Origin of the sequence: Actinoplanes sp. M2I2, assembly GCF_023544445.1 — a bacterium.
Taxonomy (GTDB): domain Bacteria; phylum Actinomycetota; class Actinomycetes; order Mycobacteriales; family Micromonosporaceae; genus Actinoplanes.
In genome coordinates this window covers 174168-194860 of the sequence record NZ_JALPVJ010000009.1, presented here as the reverse complement: position 1 = coordinate 194860, position 20693 = coordinate 174168, and the positions used below count along the sequence as shown (strand labels likewise).

Here is a 20693-nt window from a genome sequence, read left to right as displayed (position 1 = left end):
CCCGCGCCGGCCGGGTGGATCAGGCGCCGCCCTCGGTGAGGGTGACGGTGGTGGGCTGGAACGATGTGCCGTTGACATCGACGCCGGCGCCCTTGGCCGCGGTGATCGCCTGGTTGATGTAGTCGTTGGTGAAGGCCAGGCCGTCGGGGGCCTTGGTCAGCACCGTGTCGCCGGTCTGGTTCTTCGTGGTCATCGAGATGTCCACGGTCTGCTTCCAGTTGGCGTCGTCGATCACGCCGATACCGCCGGCGGCCGGCCAGATCAGCTTGTTGACCTCGTTGACCTGCCACAGCTGGTGGCTCTTGCCGAGCTTGGAGCCCTTGGCCACGACCAGGTCGCGGCACTTCTCGGCGTTGTCGCGGCAGAACGCCCAGCCCTTGATGGTGCCGGTCAGGAACTTGACGGTCTGCTGCTGGTACGCCGGGTCGTTGAGCTTCTCGGTATTGGCCCAGACGGCGTCCTGGAGCATCGAGGAGCCCTCGGTCTTCCAGTCGATGATCGAGAAGTCGTCGGCGGTGTAGAGCTTGCCGGTGGCCGGGTTCTTGGCCTCGAGCAGCTGGGCGTACTCGTTGTAGCTCATCGCCTGGGCGGCGTCGATCTCCTTCTTGAGCAGCGCCTGCATGTCGAACTGCTGCTGCACCAGGGTGACGTCCTTACCCGGGTCCAGGCCGGCCTTGGTCATGCCGGCGAACAGCTCGAACTCGTTGCCGAAGCCCCAGTTGCCGACCTTCTTGCCCTTGAGGTCGGCCGCCTTGGTGATGCCGCTGTCCTTCCAGGCCACCTGGTACGTCCCGGACCGCCCGAAGATCTGCCCGACGTCGGTGATGCCGGCGCCCTGCTCGCGCGACGCGAGGGCCTTGGGCACCCAGGCGACCGCGTAGTCGGCCTTGCCCTGCGCCAGCACGGTCTGCGGCACGATGTCGACGCCGCCCTCGAGCAGCTGCACGTCGAGCCCCTGCTCCTTGTAGAAGCCCTGGTCGACGGCGGCGATGTAGCCGGCGAACTGGGCCTGGTAGAACCACTGCAGCTGCAGCTTGATCGGGGTGAGCGCGCCGCCGCTGCCGCCGGGCGCGGGCGTGGCCGAGTCCTGGTCGGCCGTGCCGCAGCCGGCCACGAGCAGGATCGCGGCGGCGGCCAGGGAAGTCACTGTCCGGATGCGTCGCATGAGGGTCCTCCGAGGGGTCGATTGATGAAGAGTGCGGTGAGGAAGACGGAGGTGCGAGCGGTGCTCAGGCGATCAGCCGCGTTCGCCACGGCATGGCCAGGCGCTCCAGCAGGAGCGTGGTCAGATAGAAGAGGAGTCCCAGCAGGCAGGCGCCGACCACGAAGGCCCAGGCCCGGGGATAGGCGGTGAACGCGGCGGCGGAGGTGATCCGCGAGCCGAGCCCGGTCTGCAGTCCGCCGAAGTACTCGGCGACGACCGCGGCGATCACGGCCAGCGACGACGCCTGCCGCAGACCGGTGAAGACGTAGGGGAGGGCGCCGGGCAGGCGGACCTTGCGCGCGAAGGTCCAGCCGCCCGCCGCGTACGTGTGCATGAGCTCTTGATGGATGGGGTCGACCTCGCGCAGGCCGCGCAGGGTGTTCACGAAGACCGGGAAGAACACGATGATGGCGGTCACCAGCCGCCGCGGGATGCTGCTGGTCGACTCGAACATGTTGTTGAGGATCGGCGCGAGCGCGATGATCGGCAGCGCGTTGAGGATGGCCGCGAACGGGATGGAGACCTCGGTGAGCGGCTTGAAGCGGCTCGCCGCCATCGCCGCGAGAACGCCCAGCGCCGCCCCGGCGACCAGGCCGATCAGCGCGTTCTGGCCGCTGGCCAGCGCCGCCTCCCACACGTTCTGCCGCTGCGCGACCAGCTCCCGCCAGATCGCCGACGGCGCGGGCAGGATGAACGGCGCTATCCGGCCCAGCGAGACGGTGAGCTCCCAGGCCACGACGGCCAGCACGCCGACGAGCACGGGTGGCAGGACCGAGCGGGCCCCCTTCATCGTGCGTCCGATCCGGCCGCAGCACCCTCCGTGGGCCGCGCGGCGGGCGTGCCCCGAAGAGCCTGCCGAACCTCGGTGATCTTCTCGAAGAAGACCGGTGACAGCCGGCCCGCCTCATCGCGGCTCGGCAGATCGACAGTGACCGACGCGGTGATGCGCCCGGGCCGGGCCGACATGACGACCACCCGGTTCGACAGGAACACCGCCTCCGAGATGGAGTGGGTGACGAAGACCGTGCTCGTGCCGGTCGTGGCGCAGATGCCGAGCAACTCCGACTGCAGCCGCTCCCGGGTCATCTCGTCGAGCGCCCCGAACGGCTCGTCCATCAGCAGCAGCGGCGGCTGCACGGCGAGCGCCCGGGCGATCGCCACCCGCTGCTGCATGCCGCCGGAGAGCTGGGCCGGGTAGTGACCGGCGAAGTCCTCGAGCCCGACCAGCGCCAGCATCTGTTCGGCCCTGGCCTTGCGCTCGGCCCGCGAGAGGCCACGCAGCTCCAGCGGCAGCTCGACGTTCTTGAGCACGGTCCGCCACTCGAACAGGCCGGACTGCTGAAAGGCGATCCCGTACGCCTGCTCCTGGCGCGCCGCGCCGGCCGGCTTGCCGGCGACGGTGACCGTGCCGGTGGTCGGCGTGATGAGATCGGCGATCAGCCGGAGCAGGGTGCTCTTGCCGCAGCCCGACGGCCCGATCAGCGACACGAACTCGCCGTCGCCGACCGTCAGGTCGACCTCGGACAACGCGACGACCTCGTCCGCCCGTCCCTGGTTGAAAGTCTTGGTGACGCCGTTGATGTCGACCGCGTTCACAGTGTCACCACCTCCACGTGCCGCCGGTGCCGCATCAGCGGCACCTCCAGCAGGCTGACGAGACCGGCGACGACGAGGCCGAGCAGGGCGGCGCCGAGCATCGCGGTGTAGACCTTCGCGGGGTCCGAGGTGGCCTCGCGCGAGTATTCGATGATCAGGCGGCCCACGCCGCCCCGGGTGCCGGTGGAGATCTCACCGACCACGGCGCCGACCACCGCCGCCGCCCCGGCCAGACGCAGAGCCGGGAACAGGTAGGGCAGGGCGGACGGGAACCGCAGCTTGACCAGCGTGCGCCACCACCCGGCGGCGTAGCTGCGCATCAGCTCGACCCCGCTGGCCGACGGCGACTGCAGACCGCGCAGCATGCCCACCGCCACCGGGAAGAAGGCGAGGTAGGCGGCGATCACCGACACGGTCGCCCAGGGCGGCATGATCGTGCCGCCCCAACCGGCCACCAGCGGCGCCAGGGCCACCAGCGGCACGGTCTGGCTCAGGATCACGTACGGCAGAAGGCCCCGTTCGACGAGGCGGAACCGCTCCATCGCCACCGCGAGCAGCAGGCCGACCAGCGCGCCGATGACGAAGCCGGCGGCCGTGATGCCGAGCGTGAACAGGCACGCCTGCACCACCACGATCCAGACCGGCCGGCCGCCCGTCAGCTCCGGGCGGCCGAGCCGTTCCACCACCGTCCACAGGTGGGGCATCGACAGGTCGTCGGCTCGCGGCAGCACGCGGACGCCGAGGAGCACCGTGCCCTCCGGGTTGCCGACGAGCTTGTAGCCCTCCCAGAGCACCGCGAAGAACGCCAGCCCGGCCAGGACGTACAGGGTCTTCCTCACGAGACGGCCGGGATGATGTGCTCGCCGTACGCCTGGAGGGTCTCCTCCTTGGCGTCGTGCTGCAGATAGACGGCGAACTGGTCGACCCCCAGCGCGCGCAGTTCCTCGAGCCGCTTGAGGTGGTTCTCGACCGGCCCGAGGATGCAGAACCGGTCGACCACCTCGTCGGGCACGAACGACGTGTGCGTGTTGCCGGCCCGCCCGTGCTCGGCGTAGTCGTAGCCCGACCGGCCCTTGATGTAGTCGGTGAGCACCTGCGGCACCGTGCCGTCGCCGCCGTAGCGGGCGACGATGTCGGCCACGTGGTTGCCGACCATGCCGCCGAACCAGCGCGTCTGCTCGCGCTGATGGGCCAGGTCGTCACCCACGTACGCGGGCGCGGCCACGCAGAACTTGACGGCCATCGGATCGCGGCCCGCCTGCTCGGCCGCCCGTCGCACGGCGCCGATCATCCACGCCGCGATGTCCGGGTCGGCCAGCTGCAGGATGTACCCGTCGCCGACCTCCCCGGTCAGGGCCAGAGCCTTGGGCCCGTACGCGGCCACCCAGACCTCGAGCCGGCTGTCCGGGGCCCAGGCCAGCTGTTGCTCCGTGCCCCGCAGCTCGACCTTCTCGCCGTTGGCCAGCCCGCGGATGACGCCGATCGACTCGCGCAGCTGGGCCAGTGACTGCGGCTGGGCGCCGAGCACCCGCAGCGCCGAGTCGCCCCGGCCGATGCCGCAGATCGTCCGGTTGCCGTACATCTCGTTGAGCGTCGCGAACAGCGAGGCGAGCACCGTCCAGTCGCGGGTGCCGGGGTTGGTGACCATCGGGCCGACGATCACCCGTTCGGTCTCGTCGAGGATCTTCGAGTAGATGACGAACGGCTCCTGCCAGAGCACGTGCGAGTCGAAGGTCCAGACGTGGCTGAACCCGGCCGCCTCGGCCCGCTTGGCCAGGTCGACCACCGCCAGCGCGGGCGGGTTGTTCTGCAGCACCACACCTATGTCCACGCGCTGCTCCTCAGATCAGGTAGTCGGAGAGGCCGCGGGGGACGTACTTGCCCCGGCCGGCGCGCCCGGTGTACTCGCCGCCGGACGCGATGACCTCGCCCCGGGACAGGACCGTGTCGACCTTGCCGTCGATCTCCCAGCCCTCCCAGGCCGAGTAGTCCATGTTCATGTGGTGCGTATCGACGCTGATCCGGGTGCGGCCGGCCGGGTCGTAGAGCACGATGTCGGCGTCCGAGCCGGGCGCGATGATGCCCTTGCGCGGATACATGCCGAACATCCGGGCCGGGGTGGTCGCGATCGTCTCGACCCAGCGGGCCAGCGACAGCTTGCCGTCGACCACGCCCTGATAGAGCAGGTCGACCCGGTGCTCGACGCTGCCGATCCCGTTGGGGATCTTGGAGAAGTCGCCCAGGCCCATCTCCTTCTGGTCCTTCATGCAGAAGGGACAGTGGTCGGTGGAGACCACGGAGAGGTCGTTGGTGCGCAGGCCCTGCCACAGGTCGGCCCGGTGACTCTCGTGCTTGCTGCGCAGCGGGGTCGAGCAGACCCACTTGGCGCCGTCGAAGCCGGGCGCGCCGAGCTGGTCCTCCAGCGTCAGATAGAGGTACTGCGGGCAGGTCTCGGCGAAGACGTTGCGTCCCAGGTCGCGGGCGGCCCGGACCTGTTCCAGGGCCTTCGACGCGCTCAGGTGCACGATGTAGAGCGGGCAGTCGGCGGCCACGCTCGCGAGCCAGATGGCCCGGCTGGTCGCCTCGGCCTCGAGCTCCTGCGGGCGGGTCAGTCCGTGGAAGACCGGGTCGGTCTCGCCGCGTTCGAGGGCCTGCTTGACCAGGACGTCGATGGCCGGCCCGTTCTCGGCGTGCATCATGATCAGGGCGCCGTTGTCCCGGGCCTTCTGCATCGCCCGCAGGATCTGGCCGTCATCGGAGTAGAAGACGCCCGGGTACGCCATGAAGAGCTTGAAGCTGGTGATGCCCTCACTGGCCACGAGCTGGTCCATGGCCTTGAGCGAGTCGTCGTCGACGCCCCCGACGATCATGTGGAAGCCGTAGTCGATGTGGCACCGGCCGGCCGTCTTGGCGTGCCACGCGGCCAGCCCGTCCTGCACCACCTCGCCGTACCGCTGGATCGCGAAGTCGATGATGGTGGTCGTGCCGCCGATCGCCGCGGCCCGGGTGCCGGTGTCGAAGGTGTCGCTGGCCTCGGTGCCGCCGAACGGCATCTGCATGTGGGTGTGCGCGTCGATCGCGCCCGGGATCACGTACTTGCCGGTGGCGTCGATGACCTCGGGTCCCTCGGGGGCCTGTCCCGGCGCGAAGATCGCCGCGATCCTCTCCCCGTCGATCAGCACGTCGGCCGGATACGGACCGGTCGGCCCGATCACCGTCCCACCCCGGATCAGCGTGCTCACAGCTCGACCGTCCGGGTGTAGGACTCCGGCCGGCGGTCGCGGTAGAACTGCCAGCGCTCGCGGACTGTCTTGATCAGACCGAGGTCGAGGTCGCGGATGATCAGTTCGGGTTCGTGGGTGTCGCCGACCTCGCCGACGAACTTGCCCTCCGGGTCGACGAAGTAGGACTGGCCGTAGAAGTCGTCGTCGCCCAGCGGTTCGATGCCGACCCGGTTGATCGCGCCGATGTAGTACTCGTTGGCGACCGCGCTGGCCGGCTGCTCGAGCTGCCACAGATAGCTCGACAGGCCGCGGCTGGTGGCCGACGGGTTGAAGACGATCTGCGCGCCGCCCAGGCCGAGCTCGCGCCAGCCCTCCGGGAAGTGCCGGTCGTAGCAGATGTAGACGCCGACCTTGCCCACCGCCGTGTCGAAGACCGGGTAGCCCAGGTTGCCGGGACGGAAGTAGAACTTCTCCCAGAACCCCTTCACCTGGGGGATGTGGTGCTTGCGGTACTTGCCGAGGTAGGAGCCGTCGGCGTCGACGACCGCCGCGGTGTTGTAGAGGACGCCCTCCTGCTCCTTTTCGTACATCGGCAGGACCATCACCAGGCCGAGCTCGGCGGCCAGAGCCTGGAAGCGTTCGGTGGTGGGGCCGGGGATCGACTCGGCGTACTCGTAGAAGCTCGAGTCCTGGACCTGGCAAAAATACGGCCCGTAGAAAAGTTCCTGGAAGCAGATCACCTTCGCGCCCTGCGCGGCGGCGTCGCGGGCATAGTCCTCGTGCGCCTTGATCATCGATTCCTTGTCGCCCGTCCACGTCGTCTGGACGAGGGCCGCACGAATGATGTCGCTCATGACTGCCCCTTTCTTGAAGCGGCGGCGCGGTGAAAGCGCCTGTGATCGTGTGTCTACTCCCCGTCATAGCCGCTGCGCTAGGACTTGCTTGAAGCCGCCGGATGCCGTAGGACACTAATGACACACATTCAGGCGGACAATTGCTTGAACGTAACGGATTGTTTCGGAGAGGTAATTTGCTCGCGCTGATCACCGGGGCGGTCGACGACCGCACGGCCCGGGGCATCGCCGCGGCCGTGAGCCGCCTGGTGACCGCCGGGCGCCTGCCGGCCGGCACCCGGTTGCCGACCGTCCGCGACGTCGCGCGCGAGCTCGGGGTCAGCCCGACCACGGTCAGCGAGGCGTGGCGCAGCCTCACCCGGGCGGGCGCGATCGAGACGCGGGGCCGGTCGGGCTCGTACGTGGCCGCGCCCGTGCTGCCCCGGCAGCGGTTGCGCTACGCACAGCTCGGGGGCCCGATCGCCGCCGTGCCGCTCGACCTCTCCACCGGCGTGCCCGACCACGATCTGCTGCCCGACCTGACCGACGCGCTCAAGCGGATCGGGGACGGGCGGCTGACCTCCAGCTATCTCGACGCGCCGGTGCTGCCCGCGCTCGAGGCCCGGCTGCGGGAGCGGTGGCCGTTCCCGCCCGAACGGTTGACCGTGGTGGACGGCGCGCTCGACGCGCTCGACCGGGTGATCGGCGAGGTGGTGCGGTTCGGCGACCACGTCATCGTGGAGAACCCGGCCTTCCCGCCGCTGCTCGACCTGCTGCAGACGGTCGGCGCCACGGTGGTCGGTGTGCCGCTGGACGAGGCCGGGATGCGTCCCGCCGCGTTGCGCCGCGTGCTCGGCGACTATCCCGCCGTGGCCGTCTTCCTGCAGCCCCGGGCCCACAACCCGACCGGGGTGAGCCTGTCGCCGGCGCGGGCGTCCGAGCTGGCCGCCGTGCTGGACGGCTTCCCCGACGTGCTGGTGGTCGAGGACGATCACGCCGGCGACATCTCGTCGGCCCCGCCGGTCAGCCTCGGCGCCCTTCTCGGCGAGCGGACGGTGCACGTCGCCAGCTTCTCCAAATCGCACGGTCCCGACCTGCGCCTCGCCGCCGTCGGCGGTCCCGCGAGCGTCCTGGGCCCGCTGACCGACCGGCGGCTGCTGGGGCCCGGTTGGTCCAGCCGGCTGTTGCAGGGGGTGCTGCTCGACCTGCTCACCGATCCGGGAGCCACGGCCCAGGTCGCGCGGGCCCGGGACGCGTACGCGGACAGGCGCGCGGCCCTGCTCGGCGCGCTGCGGGAGCGGGGCGTGACCGCGACCGCCGCCGACGGCATCAACCTGTGGATGGCCGTCGACGACCAGCAGATCGCCATGGTGACGCTGGCCGCCCACGGCATAGCGGTCTCACCCGGCGCGCCCTTCTGCGTCACCCCGCTCGACCGCGATCACGTGCGCGTCACCGCCGGCCTGGTCGCCGGGAACGTCGGCGAGGTGGCCGACGCTCTGGCCGCCGCGGCCCAGCTCGACAGCCGGGGCAGCGGACCCCGGGCCCGCCCGCATCCGCGGGGCTGGCGATGACCCGGCCCGGCTCGCGGGCGCCGATCCGACGTGCAGTCCCATCACGCGCGCAGTCAGACGCGCAGTCAGACCTGCGAAGGAGCCGACCATGACCGATGACCTGCTCGCCCGCCACCGGGCCGTCCTGCCCGGGTGGATGCCGATGTACTACGGCGACGACGCCCTCGAGATCGTCGAAGGGTCGGGGCGCCGGGTGAAGGGCGCCGACGGGCGCACCTATCTGGACTTCTTCGGCGGCGTGCTGACCACGATGATCGGTTACGACGTCGCCGAGGTCAACGAGGCCGTCCAGCGCCAGCTGGCCACCGGCGTCGTGCACAGCTCGACGCTCTATCTCATCCGCCACCAGGTCGAGCTGGCCGAAAAGATCGCCCGGGTCTCCGGCATCCCGGACGCCCGCGTCTTCTTCACCAACTCGGGGAGCGAGGCCAATGAGGCGGCGCTGCTGATGGCCGCGAACATCCGCCGCTCCAACCAGATCCTGGCGGTCAAGAACAGCTACCACGGCCGGACGTTCGCCACCATGGCGGTCACCGGCCACCGCAGCTGGTCGTCGAGCTCGCTCAGCCCGCTCAACGTGCAGTGGCTGGCCTCGGGCGACCGGCTGCGCGGGCGGATGGCCGGGCTGGCCGACGGCGACATCCTCGACGCGGCGGTCGACGACCTGCGCGAGGTGCTGGCCACGGTCACCGCCGGGGACGTGGCCGCGCTGATCGCCGAGCCGATCCAGGGCGTCGGCGGGTTCGTGGCCGGCCCCGACGGGCTCCTGGGGGCGTACCAGAAGGTTTTGTCGGAGAGCGGCATCCTGCTGATCGCCGACGAGGTGCAGACCGGGTGGGGACGCACGGGCGAGCACTTCTGGGGATATCAGGCGCACGGCGTCACGCCCGATCTCATCACGTTCGCCAAGGGCATCGGCAACGGCTTCGCGCTCGGCGGCGTCGTGGGCCGGGCCGAGGTGATGAACGCGGTCCCGGCGATCAGCTTCTCCACGTTCGGCGGCAACCCGCTGTCGATGGCGGCCGGCAATGCCGTGCTCGACTACGTGCTCGACCACGACCTGCAGGGCAACGCCGCCCGCACCGGCGCCATCCTGCTGGACGGGCTGCGCGCGCTCGACCTGGGCTGCGTGGGGGAGGTGCGCGGCCGGGGCCTGATGATCGGCGTCGAGATCGTCCGGCCCGGCACCACCGAGCCCGACCCGGCCGCCACGGTGCGCGTCTTCGACGAGTGCCGGGCCGGTGGTCTGCTGGTCGGCAAGGGCGGCCTGCACGGGAACGTGCTGCGGATGGGCCCGCCGCTGACCCTGACCGAGGAGGAGGCCCGCGAGGGACTGGCCATCCTGACCGGCGCGCTGTCCCGGGTGGACGCCGAGGCTCGCATCAGCTGACCCATAGTTATATCAATGAACGCCTCGGTCACCCCTGGTGGCCGAGGCGTTTTGTATCCACGTTGGAAACTTTCGCTTGATCTGAAGAAACTTAGCTTCACTTCGGACGAAACACATCGGTAATCTCATCGAACGATGTCGTTCGAAGGAGACGCAATGCCGCAATCCCTGAACCGTCGCCAACTTCTCGGCGCCGCGGCCGCGGCCGGCGCCGCAGCAACCCTGGCCGTTCCCGGCACCGCCAGCGCCGGGGGCTCGCACGCGTCCCGCCGAGTGCCCCGCGACCAGATCAGTGTCCAGCTCTACACGCTTCGTAATCAGTTGAACGTTAACCTCGAGGACAGCCTGGCCGAACTGGCCGAGATCGGCTACACCCGGGTCGAGCACGCCGGGTTCGTCGGCCGCACGGCCGCCCAGTTCCGGGCCGCCCTCAACGCCGCCGGCCTGCGGGCCACCTCGGGCCACGTCGGCATCCCGCAGCCGTTCGACGCCTCCGTCTGGGAGGCCGCCCTCGAGGACGCGAACATCGTCGGCAACAAGTTCATCGTCCACCCGTTCTTCGGGCAGGGCGCGAACGGGCCGATCCGCGACGCGGCCGTCTACCGCGCCTTCGCGGCCGACCTCAACAAGGCCGGCCGGCTGGCCCGGCGGGCCGGGCTGTCGTTCGGTTACCACAACCACCACGCCGAGTTCTTCCGGCAGACCGGCACCAAGCTCACCGGCATGGACATCCTCTTCGGTGAGACCGACAGCCGGTATGTCCACTTCGAAGTCGACCTCTACTGGGCCTTCCGTGGCGCCCATGACCCGGTCGACATCATCAAGGAGAACCGCGGCCGCATCAAGCAGGTTCACGTCAAGGACCTCGACGTGAACGCCGCCTTCGCCGACCCGGGTGACGGCCTGATCGACTTCGGCCGCATCTTCGAGAACTCCCGGGAAGCCGGACTGATCGAGTACATCGTGGAGCGTGACGACGCCGGGTCGCCGCCGCGTACTCCCGCCGACGCGCTGGCCACGGCCGAGCGCGGCTACGACTACCTCGAAGGACTCCGTTTCTGATGCTGAACTGGCAAAACAGGGGAAGGCTGGCGACACTCAGTGTCGTCGGCGCGGCCCTGCTGCTCACGCCCTCCGCGGCCGTGGCCGGCGGAGGTTCGTCCGCCCAGCCGCTGCCCCCGTCCTCCGACTTCCAGAAGGTCACCCTCAACGACCTGCCCGGCGAGCCCATCGCGCTCGCCGTGCTGCCCGACCGGCGGGTGCTGCACACCGCCCGCGGCGGCGAGGTGCGCATCCACGAGCCCGCCACCGGGCGCAACGTGCTGGCCGCGACCATCCCGGTCTACCTGCACGACGAGGAGGGCGTGCAGGGCATCGCGATCGACAACGACTTCGAGCGCAACAAGTGGGTCTACGTCTACTACTCGCCGCCGCTGGACACCCCGTCCGACGACCCGGCGACGCCGGCGGTCAACGAGGGCGACGCGCCCACCGAGGGCACCGCCGCCGACTTCGCGCGCTTCAAGGGCTACCTGCAGCTGTCGCGTTACAAGCTGGCCGGCAGCACGCTGCGGCTCGACACCGAGCAGAAGATCCTTCAGGTGCCGGTCGACCGCGGGCAGTGCTGCCACGTCGGTGGCAAGATCGACTTCGACAGCAAGGGCAACCTCTACCTGTCGACCGGTGACGACTCCAACCCGTTCTCGTCCGACGGCTACGCGCCGATCGACGAGCGGGCCAACCGCAACCCGGTCTTCGACGCCCAGCGCTCCGCGGCCAACACCAACGACCTGCGTGGCAAGGTGCTGCGCATCAAGGTCGGCGCGAACGGCCGCTACACGATCCCCCGGGGCAACCTGTTCAAGCCGGGCACGGCCAAGACCAAGGCCGAGATCTACGCGATGGGTCTGCGCAACCCGTTCCGGTTCACCATCGACCCGGAGACCGACGTCCTCTACCTGGGCGACTACTCGCCGGACGCGCAGAACCCGAACCCGGCGCGCGGTCCCGCGGGTCACGGCCGCTGGCTGGCGATCGACAAGCCGGCGAACTACGGCTGGCCCTACTGCGCCGACGCCGACAAGCCGTACGTGGACTACGACTTCGCCACCGGCACCTCGGGCGCGCCGTTCAACTGCGCCGCGCCGGTCAACGAGTCGCCCAACAACACCGGTCTGCGCAACCTGCCGCCGGTCGAGAAGGCCGAGATCGCCTACTCGTACGGCGCCAGCGCGCAGTTCCCCGAGCTCGGCACCGGGGGCATCGGCCCGATGGGCGGCCCGGCCTACGACTACGACAAGCGCTCGCGCTCGCCGTTCAAGTGGCCGGCCGCGTTCGACGGCAAGCCGCTGTTCGCCGAGTGGACCCGCGACTGGGTCAAGGCGCTCACGCTGGACCGGCGCAACCAGGTGACGAAGATCGAGGCGGTCCTGCCCGAGCTGGTCTTCGACAACCCGATGGACCTCGAGTTCGGCCCGGACGGCGCGCTCTACGTCCTCGAGTACGGCGACGGGTACTTCGCCGAGAACCCCGACGCCCAGCTCTCCCGGTTCGACTACGTGCGCGGCAACCGCACCCCGATCCCGCGCATGACGGCGACCCCGACCCTGGGTCAGGCGCCGCTGACGGTGCAGTTCTCCAGCGCCGGCACGGCCGACCCGGACGGTGACGCCCTGCGGTACGAGTGGTACCTGAACAACGACAACCGGGTCGACTCGCGCTCGCCCAACCCGACCTTCACCTTCACCGAGAACGGCAACTACCGCCCGACCCTGAAGGTCACCGACAGCACCGGCCGCTCGGCCTCGGCCGAAGTCCGGCTGCCGGTCGGCACGGCCGCCCCGGTGGTCACCTTCACCACGCCCGAGGAGGGGCAGCCGTTCCAGTTCGGCGACACCGTGAACTTCCAGGTCGCGGTGACCGACGACCAGCCGGTGGACTGCTCGCGGGTGACCGTGACGTACATCCTCGGCCACGACGAGCATGGGCACCCGCTGTCCACGGCGTCCGGCTGCACCGGCTCGATCACCACGTTCCTCGACCCCGGGCACGCCGGGGCCGACAACCTGACCGCGGTCTTCGTGGCGTCGTACACCGACGCCGGCACCCCGCCGCAGACCGGCACGGCGACCGTCGTGCTGGAACCCAGCAGCTGACAGTTTCCTGAGTAAGAAGGGCCGGACCCCCCGGGTCCGGCCCTTCGCCGGTAAAGTTCGGCGACGGTTCCCCGGTCCGAGGGCTTCGGGACCGGTGAAACCTGGCCGAAGCTGACGATCCGGCGAACGGCCGGTGTGTGATCTCCCAACGGGTTTCGAACCTTCAGTTCCTGCTCACAGGGGCCTTTCAGGTCTGACTTTTCCGAGCGACGCTGTCGCTTGTGACAGAGACAACGGTCATTCTGGTCCTGGTGGTGATCACGGCCCTCGGGTTCGACTTCACCAACGGGTTCCATGACACGGCGAACGCGATGGCCACGTCCATCGCCACGGGGGCACTGCGGCCGAAGGTGGCCGTGGCCCTCTCCGGCATCCTCAACCTGGTCGGCGCGTTCCTCTCGGTCGAGGTCGCCCTGACCGTCAGCAACGCGGTCGTCCGCATCCAGAACTCCGACGGCACCCCCAAGGAGTCGCTGACCTCCGACGGCGGGTCGGCTCTCCTGCTCATCGTGCTGGCCGGCCTGGTCGGCAGCATCGTCTGGAACCTGTTCACCTGGCTCCTGGGGTTGCCCTCGAGCTCGTCGCACGCGCTGTTCGGCGGCCTCATCGGCGCCACCATCGCGGGCCTCGGCTGGGCCGGGGTGAACTGGAACGGCGACGGCTCCAAGCTCGACGGTGTGGTCGGCAAGGTGATCCTCCCGGCGCTGCTCTCGCCGGTCATCGCCGGCGTGGTGGCCGCGGTCGGCACCTGGCTGATCTACCGGCTCACCGTCGGGGTGGCCAAGCGGTTCACCGACAACGGTTTCCGCTGGGGTCAGATCGGCAGCGCCTCGCTGGTCTCGCTGGCCCACGGCACCAACGACGCGCAGAAGACCATGGGTGTCATCACGCTGGCGCTGATCGCGGCGGGCGACTGGACCGATACCAAGAGCATCCCGTTCTGGGTCAAGGCGTCCTGTGCCCTGGCCATCGCGGCGGGCACCTATCTCGGTGGCTGGCGGATCATCCGGACGCTGGGCAAGGGTCTGGTGGAGATCGCGCCGCCGCAGGGCATGGCGGCCGAGTCGTCGTCGGCGGCGGTCATCCTGGCCTCCAGCCATCTGGGGTTCGCGTTGTCCACGACCCATGTGGCGACCGGCTCGATCCTCGGTTCCGGGGTGGGCAAGCCGGGCGCGCAGGTGCGCTGGCGGGTGGCCGGGCGCATGGTCGCCGCCTGGCTGATCACGCTGCCCTCGGCCGCGGTCGTGGGCGCGCTGATGTGGTTCATCGGCGACTCGATCGGCGGCCTCGCCGGCGCCCTGGTCGTCTTCCTGATCCTGGTGGCGGCGGCCGGTTACATGTACTGGCACTCGCGCAAGACGCCGGTCGACCACAACAACGTCAACGACGAGTGGGACGAGACGGCCGAGCGCCGCGAGCCCGCGGGAACGGCGGTCTGAGTGAGTAACCTGGGATTCGCTCTGGAAGGCGCGTGGAAGGTGCTGCTGGCCGGCCTCATCCTCGGCGCCGGTCTGCCCGCCGTGTTCGCGCTGGGCATCCGCTCGATGGCCTTCGGCGCCGGCGGCGACGCCGAGGTCGACCACGCCGCGCCGCACCCGGTCGGGCGCGTCGTGGCCTACGCCCTCTTCGTGCTCGTCGTCCTGGTCGCGCTGATGGGCATCATCTTCATCGTGGCCAGTGGCTTCGGCAAGACGCTCAGCTTCGAGCACATCTATCCGACCATCGTGGACAATTAGAGGCGAGGCCGTGACCGACAGTCGCTCCAATTTCCTGGTTCGCGCGGTCGACTGGTTGCGCGCCGGATACCCGACCGGCGTGCCGCGGCGGGACTACGTGGCGCTGCTGGGCGTGCTGCGCCGCAAGCTGACCGAGGAGGAGGTTCGCAAGATCGCGAACGACCTGGCCGAGCAGTCGCTGCAGAGCCCGGACCCGATCAACGCGCAGGACATCGAAACCATGATCAACGATTCGATGCTCCAGAGTGCCACTCCCGAGGACGTGGTGCGGGTGTCGGCCCGGCTGGCCGCCGGGGGCTGGCCGCTGGCCGACCCGCCCAACGACTGACCGGGAAGAGCGCGATTACCTGCGTCACGTCGCGGTTGAACATCCGGTGAACTGTCCATGATCTCGCGGGTAACGAGCGTAATATCAAATTCACAGTTGCTGAACTCTGTTGCGCCGCTGTCCGGGCAGCGACTCTGGCCGTGTGACAGAGACATCGGTGATCCTGGTTCTCGTGGTGGTCACAGCCCTCGGCTTCGATTTCACCAACGGGTTCCACGACACGGCGAACGCGATGGCCACCTCCATCGCCACCCGCGCCCTGCGCCCCAAGGTGGCCGTCGCGCTCTCCGGCATCCTCAACCTGATCGGCGCGTTCCTCTCGGTCGAGGTCGCCCTGACCGTCAGCAACGCGGTCGTCCGCATCCAGAACTCCGACGGCACCCCCAAGGAGTCGCTCACCAGCGACGGCGGCACCGCCCTGCTCCTGATCGTGCTGGCCGGCCTCATCGGCGGCATCGTCTGGAACCTGTTCACCTGGTTGCTGGGGTTGCCCTCGAGCTCGTCGCACGCGCTGTTCGGCGGTCTGGTGGGCGCGACGATCGCCGGGCTCGGCTGGGCCGGAGTGAACTGGAACGGCAACGGCTCCAAGCTCGACGGTGTGGTGGGCAAGGTGATCCTGCCCGCCCTGATCTCCCCGCTCATCGCCGGAGTGGTGGCGGCGGTGGGCACCTGGCTGATCTACAAGGTCACGGTCGGCGTCGCGGCCCGCTTCACCGAGAACGGTTTCCGCTGGGGTCAGATCGGCAGCGCCTCGCTGGTCTCGCTGGCTCACGGCACCAACGACGCGCAGAAGACGATGGGTGTCATCACGCTGGCGCTGATCGCGGCGGGCGACTGGACCGACACGAAGAACATCCCGTTCTGGGTCAAGGCGGCGTGCGCGGTCGCCATCGCGCTGGGCACCTACCTCGGTGGCTGGCGGATCATCCGGACGCTGGGCAAAGGTCTGGTGGAGATCGCGCCGCCGCAGGGCATGGCGGCCGAGTCGTCGTCGGCGGCGGTCATCCTGGCCTCCAGCCACCTCGGTTTCGCGTTGTCCACGACGCACGTGGCGACCGGCTCGATCCTCGGTTCCGGGGTGGGCAAGCCGGGCGCGCAGGTGCGCTGGCGGGTGGCCGGCCGGATGGTCGCCACCTGGCTCATCACGCTCCCCGCGGCTGCGGTCGTCGGCGCCCTCATGTGGTATCTCGGCGACTTCGTGGGCGGCGTCGCCGGCGCCGTCGTCATCTTCGCGCTGCTGCTCGTCGCCGCGGGTGGCATGTGGCTGCGTTCCCGGCTCGCGCCGGTCGACCACACCAACGTCAACGACGAGTGGGACGAGCCGGCGGCCGTGGCCGAGCGCGTCCCGACGGGAGCCGTGAGCCGATGAGCAACCTGGGATTCGCGCTCGAGGGCGCCTGGAAGGTGCTGCTGGCCGGGCTGATCCTCGGGGCCGGGCTGCCGGTCCTCTTCGCGCTGGGCATCCGGTCGCTGGCCGCCGGCGCCGGCGGCGGGACGGCCGCGCCGCGTCCGACGGGCAAGGTCGTGGCGTACGCGCTCTTCGCGATCGTCGTGCTCGGCGTGCTGCTCGGCCTGACCGTCATCGTGGCGAGCGGCTTCGGCAAGACGATCAGCTTCGACCAGGTCTATCCGGCCATCGTCGACAAGTAGGCGTTGCCGGTCATCTGCTCGGAGACGTCCCACAACCGGCGGCCCGTGCCGGGATCGGTGGCGACCGGGGCCGGTCGCACCACGCCCGGAGCGCCGCGCAGGCCGGCGAAGCCGGTCGGGCCGATGAACTGGCCGCTCTGCACGCCCGGTTCCGTGGCGGCGTGCACCGCCGGGCGGGCGCCCTGCTCGGCGCTGACCGCGATCAGCGGGTTGCCGACCCGGGTCAGCAGGGTGCGGTAGAGACCCGGCCGGACGCCCGCCTGCAGGCCCGTCACGGCGTAGCCGGGATGCGCGAGCAGGCTCTTGACCGGCGAGCCGGTCGCGCGCAGGCGACGGTCCAGCTCGAGGCCGAAGACGGCGTTGGCCAGCTTGGAGTTGTTGTAGGCGGCGGTCGCGCGATAGCGGCGCTCGCCGTTGAGGTCGTCGAAGTCGAGCCGGCCGTTCTTGTGCAGGACCGAGCTGACCGTGACCACGCGCGGGTCGATGCCGGCCGCGAGCCGGTCGAGCAGCAGCCCGGTCAGCAGGAAGTGAGCCAGGTGGTTCACCGCGAGTTGCAGCTCGTATCCCTGCTCACTGACCGTGCGCGGGGGCGCCATCACGCCCGCGTTGTTGATGAGCACGTCGGCGTGGTCGAGCCCGGCGGCGAAATGGCGGACCGAGTCGAGATCGGCCAGATCGACGTGGCGCACCTCGCCCGCGCCGCCGAGCGCGGCTCGCGCTTTCCGTCCCTTCACTTCGTCCCGTACGGCCAGAACGACGTGCCCGCCGCGCTCGGCGATCGCCCGTGAGGTCGCGAGCCCGAGTCCGCTGCCGGCCCCCGTGACCACAAAGGTTCGTCCCGCGAGTTCCCCGTGTGCCTTCATGCGCCTCATCGTGCCCCGCATGACACAGTGTGTCAACAAAGGCGTGCTGTAGCATGCGCATCATGTCGTTGTCCGTGCCCGACCCGGCCCCGCCCGCCGCGCTGCCGCCCACACTGGCCGAGCGCAAGCGCCGCCTGGTCAGTGAGGAGCTGCGCGAGACGGCCCTGCAGCTGCTGGCCGTCCGGGGCTACGACGAGACCACGGTCGACGACATCGTGGCCGCCGCCGGCATGTCCCGGCGCACGTTCCACCGCTACTACGCGTCCAAGGAGGACGTGGTCATCCAGCTGCTGGCCGACCTGGGCGATCAGATGCGCGCGGAGCTGGAGTCCCGGCCGGCGGGGGAGCTGCCCGCGCAGTCGCTGCGCCACGCCGTGACGGTGGCGATCGACTTCTGCGCCGGCCACCACGACGCGGCCAAGACCCTCGCGGTGGTCCGGCTGATCCTGCGGACGCCGGTGCTGCACGCGCGCTCGCTGGAACGCCAGTCGCGGTGGCAGGCCGACCTGGCCGTCGTGCTGGCCGCGCGTCTGGGGCTCGAGCCGGGGGCGCTTTTCCCCGAGGTCGCCACGCGCCTGGCCTTCGTGGCTCTCAACACCGCGCTGGAGCGCTGGGCCCACAGCGACGGCCGGGTGGATCCGATGGAGCTGACGGATCAGGCCTTCGAGCTGCTCGGCCCCGCGCTGCTGCACTGACGCCGCCGGGCGGCACCCGGCGGGCCCGGAGCGGTCGGTGGTCGCGCCGCGCTCGGCGCGACCACCGTCCGGGGTCAGTCGGCGAGCGTCCGGGAGAGCACGCCGATGTCGGGCTGGTCGGTGAACAGGCCGTCGATGCCGGTCTCGAGGAACGTGATCTGCTCGTCGATGGCCCGGCCGTAGGCGGTCGGGTCGGCGCCCACCCGGTAGTCGGCCGGGAGGAACTGGTTCTCGGCGCGGAACGTGTACGGGATGACCTTGAGATCGGCCGCGTGCGCGTCGCGCACCAGCGTGGTCGGCGTGCCCAGCGTCCCGTCGGCCTTGCGCGGGATGACCTGGTTCTTGTCGGGGCCGATGCCGTCCACGAAGGACGACAGCTCCTTGAGGCCGGCCGGCGTCAGATACTGCGCGTACGTCCGGGTGTCGTTGAACGGGCTGCCGGTCGCGCTGGTCAGGAAGATCAGGTTGACCTGCACCCGGTACTGCTGCTGCAGCACCTTGAGGTTGGCCGCCTCGAACGACTGGATCCACACCCGGGCGCCCCGCCGGTCGAGGCGGTTCTTGCGCAGGGTCCGGACGAGCGGGGTCTCGAGGTCGAGGCCGAGCCGGCGGAAGTACGTGGGGTGCTTGGTCTCGGGGATGACGCCGATGTCCCGGCCGAGCTCCTGGGACAGCCGGGCCCGCAGATCGAGCACCTCCTGGAAGGTGGGCACGGGGAACAGGCCGTCGTACAGGGTGTTCTCCTGGCGGACGGCGGGGAGCCGCTCGATCGCGCGCAGGGTCTTCAGCTCGGCCAGGGTGAAGTCCTCGGTGAACCAGCCGGTGACGCTGACCCCGTCGAGCAGCACCGTCTTGCGGCGGGCGGCGAACTCGGGCCGGCTCGCCACGTCGGTGGTGCCGCCGATCTCGGGCTCGTGCCGGCACACCAGCACCTGGTCCTTGGTGGCGACCAGGTCCGGCTCGATGTAGTCGGCGCCCATCCGGGCCGCGAGCTCGTACGACGCGAGCGTGTGTTCCGGCCGGTAGCCGGAGGCGCCGCGGTGCCCGAAGATCTCGGGCTGCTTGTGCCGGGGCCCGTGCGCGAGCGCCGGGGCGGCAACCGTTCCGGCGAGCGCGGGCGCGGCCGCGGCGACAGCCCCCATGCGCAGCACCTGACGTCGGTCGGCCACGTGATCCTCCACGGGATTCGCCGCGGCGTCCGTCGCCGGGGGTCCCGGGATGAGTCGAAGGGACAAAACCGACGCCGAGGCATCGTCGGCGTAGCGATCACGGAAACGGCGCGGGAAGGCTGCGCGGGTTCACGCAAAGTTAACTCGACCTGCTTACAGTGACCGGCGAATCCCTGACCAGGAGTGACGTATGCAGCCGAACGTCGTCCCGCGAAGCGACCTGACCCAGCTGCTCGGACAGAACCTGCTCGAGGGCCGGGCGCTGGCCGTCAGCCGTGAGTACGGTCTGATGGCCACCCAGGGTGCCCGCACCTACGAGTCACGCGACCACGGCGTCTCGGTCGCCGTCGACGAGCACGACCGGGTCGGCCGGGTCGTGCTGCACTTCAACGGCGACGCCGGGTTCCGGTCGTTCCGCGGCGCCATCCCGGGTCGCGGGGGCACGATCGCCCGGCGCAGCAGCCTGTGGGCGGCCCTGGGCCGTCCGGCGAGCAGCACCGACCCGGACCGGTCGGGGCACAACGCGACCGGCCCGGCCGACGAGTGGGCTTTCCCCTGGTTCGTGATGCACGCCCGGTACGCCGCCGACGGTGAGACGCTGCTGCGGCTGGTGCTGGCGCGCTGATTCGCGGTCAGCGTTCGGCGCTGGTGCGCCGGGCGCTCTCCCCGTTGCTCGTGCGCTGCCGGGGCGCGGGGCCGCGTCGGTGCAGCAGTCTGCGGCTGCGCGGACCGGCCGGCTGGGGCGTACGGTGCGGGCGCGCCTGGGGCTGCGGGAAGACGAACCGCTTGAACGCCCACAGCCGGAACACCATGGCGACCAGCGTGCCGAGGATGATGCCGCTGACGAAGTCGGCGATCTCCTGCACCGGCCGGCTCACGGTCGGCACCTGCAGGTGCAGGAGATAGCGGGAGACGCCGAGCGGGATCAGGTTGAGCCCGATGGCGATCGCGCTGACGGTGAAGAACATGGCCGCCTCGTGGTGCCGCTCCCGGCCACCGCGGTGCCGGAACGACCACTCCCGGTTGAGCACGTAGCTCAGAACGGTCGCCAGGATCGTGGCGATGGCCAGGGCGGTGACCGGCTTCTCGTGCAGGACGGTCAGCTTGAGCGCGTAGTTGATCGCGGTCGTGACCACGAAGCAGACGCCACCCACGAGGAGGAATTTCGCCGCTTCGTGGTGCTTGTCCCACACCTGCCGTAGCCACATTCCGGCGAGCCTAGGCCAGCCGCCCGGTCCTCGCCGCCCCGGGCGGCCGTGCGCCGTCCCGATCGTGA

21 protein-coding genes are annotated in these 20693 nt (G+C 70.3%); 11 read left to right on the top strand and 10 right to left on the bottom strand.

What is annotated here, in order from left to right:
* Positions 1-19 precede the first annotated feature (19 nt).
* The 7 genes from HJC40_RS20040 to HJC40_RS20010 form a co-directional block, all read right to left on the bottom strand.
* Entirely contained in the window at positions 20-1165 is a 1146-nt protein-coding gene (locus tag HJC40_RS20040) for an ABC transporter substrate-binding protein (protein WP_250002717.1), read from the bottom strand.
* 64 nt (positions 1166-1229) lie between these two features.
* Entirely contained in the window at positions 1230-1994 is a 765-nt protein-coding gene (locus HJC40_RS20035) for an ABC transporter permease (RefSeq protein ID WP_250002716.1), read from the bottom strand.
* Entirely contained in the window at positions 1991-2800 is an 810-nt protein-coding gene (locus HJC40_RS20030) for an ABC transporter ATP-binding protein (protein ID WP_250002714.1), read from the bottom strand. The genes HJC40_RS20035 and HJC40_RS20030 overlap by 4 nt, the downstream gene beginning before the upstream one ends.
* On the bottom strand, positions 2797-3639 hold the full coding sequence (locus tag HJC40_RS20025; protein WP_250002713.1) for an ABC transporter permease subunit: 843 nt from the start codon (positions 3637-3639) through the stop codon (positions 2797-2799). The genes HJC40_RS20030 and HJC40_RS20025 overlap by 4 nt, the downstream gene beginning before the upstream one ends.
* Positions 3636-4631 carry a TIGR03842 family LLM class F420-dependent oxidoreductase gene (locus tag HJC40_RS20020; protein WP_250002712.1) on the bottom strand — a complete coding sequence of 332 codons (996 nt, stop codon included), beginning with the start codon at positions 4629-4631 and terminating at the stop codon, positions 3636-3638. Before HJC40_RS20020 ends, HJC40_RS20025 begins: the two co-directional genes overlap by 4 nt.
* A gap of 10 nt (positions 4632-4641) precedes the next feature.
* Positions 4642-6042: a dihydropyrimidinase gene (gene hydA, locus HJC40_RS20015; protein WP_250002711.1), complete on the bottom strand. Its 1401-nt coding sequence runs from the start codon at positions 6040-6042 to the stop codon at positions 4642-4644.
* Complete coding sequence (locus tag HJC40_RS20010) at positions 6039-6878, bottom strand: nitrilase-related carbon-nitrogen hydrolase (RefSeq protein WP_250002710.1); 840 nt, start codon at positions 6876-6878, stop codon at positions 6039-6041. The genes hydA and HJC40_RS20010 overlap by 4 nt, the downstream gene beginning before the upstream one ends.
* Before the next feature lie 176 nt (positions 6879-7054).
* Here HJC40_RS20010 and HJC40_RS20005 point away from each other — a divergent pair, with 176 nt between their 5' ends.
* The 9 genes from HJC40_RS20005 (at position 7055) to HJC40_RS19965 (ending at position 16690) form a co-directional block, all read left to right on the top strand.
* The gene (locus tag HJC40_RS20005; RefSeq protein WP_250002708.1) at positions 7055-8431 is read left to right on the top strand and encodes a PLP-dependent aminotransferase family protein; all 1377 of its coding nucleotides are present in this window, start codon (positions 7055-7057) and stop codon (positions 8429-8431) included.
* A gap of 88 nt (positions 8432-8519) precedes the next feature.
* A complete protein-coding gene (locus tag HJC40_RS20000) occupies positions 8520-9821 on the top strand; it encodes an aspartate aminotransferase family protein (protein WP_250002706.1) in 1302 nt (433 codons plus the stop codon).
* 156 nt (positions 9822-9977) lie between these two features.
* On the top strand, positions 9978-10883 hold the full coding sequence (locus HJC40_RS19995) for a sugar phosphate isomerase/epimerase (protein WP_250002703.1): 906 nt from the start codon (positions 9978-9980) through the stop codon (positions 10881-10883).
* The gene (locus HJC40_RS19990) at positions 10883-12976 is read left to right on the top strand and encodes a PQQ-dependent sugar dehydrogenase (RefSeq protein ID WP_250002702.1); all 2094 of its coding nucleotides are present in this window, start codon (positions 10883-10885) and stop codon (positions 12974-12976) included. Before HJC40_RS19995 ends, HJC40_RS19990 begins: the two co-directional genes overlap by 1 nt.
* Before the next feature lie 221 nt (positions 12977-13197).
* Positions 13198-14415 (top strand): inorganic phosphate transporter, encoded by a 1218-nt coding sequence (locus tag HJC40_RS19985; protein ID WP_250002700.1) that lies wholly within the window; start codon positions 13198-13200, stop codon positions 14413-14415.
* Positions 14416-14712 (top strand): hypothetical protein, encoded by a 297-nt coding sequence (locus tag HJC40_RS19980; RefSeq protein ID WP_250002699.1) that lies wholly within the window; start codon positions 14416-14418, stop codon positions 14710-14712. It abuts the gene before it with no gap.
* Between the two features lie 10 nt (positions 14713-14722).
* Entirely contained in the window at positions 14723-15040 is a 318-nt protein-coding gene (locus HJC40_RS19975) for a DUF3349 domain-containing protein (protein ID WP_250002697.1), read from the top strand.
* A gap of 142 nt (positions 15041-15182) precedes the next feature.
* Positions 15183-16409 carry an inorganic phosphate transporter gene (locus tag HJC40_RS19970; RefSeq protein WP_250002695.1) on the top strand — a complete coding sequence of 409 codons (1227 nt, stop codon included), beginning with the start codon at positions 15183-15185 and terminating at the stop codon, positions 16407-16409.
* Positions 16406-16690: a hypothetical protein gene (locus HJC40_RS19965; protein ID WP_250002694.1), complete on the top strand. Its 285-nt coding sequence runs from the start codon at positions 16406-16408 to the stop codon at positions 16688-16690. Before HJC40_RS19970 ends, HJC40_RS19965 begins: the two co-directional genes overlap by 4 nt.
* Here the strand turns inward: HJC40_RS19965 and HJC40_RS19960 are convergent.
* Positions 16666-17553 (bottom strand): oxidoreductase, encoded by an 888-nt coding sequence (locus tag HJC40_RS19960; protein WP_250002692.1) that lies wholly within the window; start codon positions 17551-17553, stop codon positions 16666-16668. The two genes, HJC40_RS19965 and HJC40_RS19960, sit on opposite strands and share 25 nt — an antisense overlap.
* Positions 17554-17615: 62 nt before the next feature.
* On the opposite strand from HJC40_RS19960, the gene HJC40_RS19955 reads away from it, so the two are divergent.
* Positions 17616-18248, top strand: coding sequence for a TetR family transcriptional regulator (locus HJC40_RS19955; protein ID WP_250002690.1), 633 nt, complete (start codon positions 17616-17618; stop codon positions 18246-18248).
* A gap of 74 nt (positions 18249-18322) precedes the next feature.
* Here the strand turns inward: HJC40_RS19955 and HJC40_RS19950 are convergent, their stop codons facing one another.
* Positions 18323-19417, bottom strand: coding sequence for a glycerophosphodiester phosphodiesterase (locus HJC40_RS19950; protein ID WP_250002689.1), 1095 nt, complete (start codon positions 19415-19417; stop codon positions 18323-18325).
* 190 nt (positions 19418-19607) lie between these two features.
* Between HJC40_RS19950 and HJC40_RS19945 the strand changes: the two genes are divergently transcribed.
* Entirely contained in the window at positions 19608-20042 is a 435-nt protein-coding gene (locus HJC40_RS19945; RefSeq protein ID WP_250002687.1) for a hypothetical protein, read from the top strand.
* Positions 20043-20049: 7 nt separating this feature from the next.
* Here HJC40_RS19945 and HJC40_RS19940 read toward each other — a convergent pair whose 3' ends face one another.
* Positions 20050-20625: a GtrA family protein gene (locus HJC40_RS19940; protein ID WP_250002686.1), complete on the bottom strand. Its 576-nt coding sequence runs from the start codon at positions 20623-20625 to the stop codon at positions 20050-20052.
* Positions 20626-20693: the final 68 nt, after the last annotated feature.